This is a genomic window from Streptomyces sp. NPDC020362, from assembly GCF_040642095.1.
In the GTDB taxonomy this organism is placed as follows: Bacteria; Actinomycetota; Actinomycetes; order Streptomycetales; family Streptomycetaceae; genus Streptomyces.
Genome location: NZ_JBFAET010000476.1, coordinates 1 through 1,476, shown reverse-complemented (window position 1 = coordinate 1,476; position 1,476 = coordinate 1). Strand labels below are relative to the sequence as shown.

At 71.6% G+C, this 1,476-nt stretch carries 2 protein-coding genes; both read left to right on the top strand.

Going from position 1 to position 1,476, the window contains the following annotated elements; translation table 11 throughout:
• On the top strand, positions 1-1,230 hold a 1,230-nt coding region (locus tag AB0H32_RS48340), incomplete at its 5' end, for an SDR family NAD(P)-dependent oxidoreductase (RefSeq protein WP_361136123.1).
• Positions 1,231-1,276: 46 nt separating this feature from the next.
• The coding region (locus tag AB0H32_RS48335; protein WP_361136120.1) for a polyketide synthase docking domain-containing protein at positions 1,277-1,476 on the top strand (200 nt) is incomplete at its 3' end.

Sequence of the window (1,476 nt, the reverse complement as noted above, 5' to 3'; positions counted from 1 at the left end):
GTGCTCACCAGCCGCCGCGGCCCCGCGGCGCCCGGCGCCGCCGGCCTCAAGGCCGAGCTGGAGGAGGCGGGCGTGCGCGTGACCGTCGTCGCCTGTGACGTGGCCGACCGCGAGGCGCTGGCCGTGCTGCTCGCCGAGCACCCGGTGAACGCCGTCGTCCACACGGCCGGCACCGCCGAGGCGGGCATGCTCGCCGAGACGGGCCTCGGCGACTTCGTGGCGACGGTCGCCGCCAAGGCCCTCGGGGCCGTGCACCTCCACGAACTGCTCGGCGACCAGGAGCTGGACGCCTTCGTCCTCTTCTCCTCCGTCTCCGGCGTGTGGGGAGGCGGCGGGCAGGCCGCGTACTCGGCCGCGAACGCCTTCCTCGACGGCCTGGCGCAGCACCGGCGGGCCCGGGGCCTTGCCGCGACCGCGATCGCCTGGGGCCCGTGGGGCGAAGGTGGCATGGTCGCCGACGCCGGGGACGAGGAGCGGCTGCGGCAGCGCGGCCTGACCACGCTGCGGCCGGACCGGGCGGTCTCCGCGCTGCACGGTGCGCTGAGCGGCGGGGACGGCACGGTCACCGTGGCGGACGTGGACTGGGAGCGGTTCGTCGTCCCGTTCACCGTCAGCAGGCCGAGCGCGCTGCTGAGCGACCTGCCCGAGGTCAGGGACGCCCTCGCAGCGGAGCCTGCCGAGCAGGCCGCAGAACCTTCCGCACTGAAGGAGAAGCTGTCCGCACTGTCCGAGGACGAACAGCAACGCCTGCTCGTGGACACGGTGTGCGCGCACGCGGCGGCCGTACTCGGGCACAGCGGCTCCGCGGCGGTGGAACCGGACCTGGCGTTCCGGGACCTCGGCTTCGACTCCCTGACCGCGGTGGAGCTGCGCAACCTGCTCACTGCCGACACCGGCCTGACCCTGCCCGCGACGCTGGTCTTCGACCATCCGACGCCCGAGGCGATCGCCCGCCATCTGTGGGGCGAACTCGTCGGCGGGACGGGCCCGGACGAGGTGTCGGTCTCGGTCTTCAGCGAGCTCGACCGGCTGGAGTCGGTGATCTCGACGGCCGCCTCCGCCGAGGAGACGGTCCGGTCAGGGGTGCGGAGGCGGCTGCAGGAACTGCTGTCCCTGGTGAACTCCGCCGGAGAACAAGGCACGGAATCCGCCGACGCGCAGCGACAGCTCCAGGACGCGACGATCGACGACATCTTCGATCTGGTCGATCAAGATCTAGAAAATTCCTAGTTCTTGGCGCTCTACCTTTAACGACAGCCGAGGACGGATGAGGCGGATGAGCAGCAACGAAGACAGGCTTCTCGAGTATCTCAAGCGCGTCACCGGAGACCTGCGTCAGGTCCGGGAGCGCCTTCGCGAGGTCGAGGAGAAGGACCAGGAACCCATCGCGATCGTCGGCATGGCGTGCCGGTATCCGGGCGGGGTGCGCTCGCCCGAGGACCTGTGGCAGCTGGTGGTCTCCGGTGGTGACGCGGT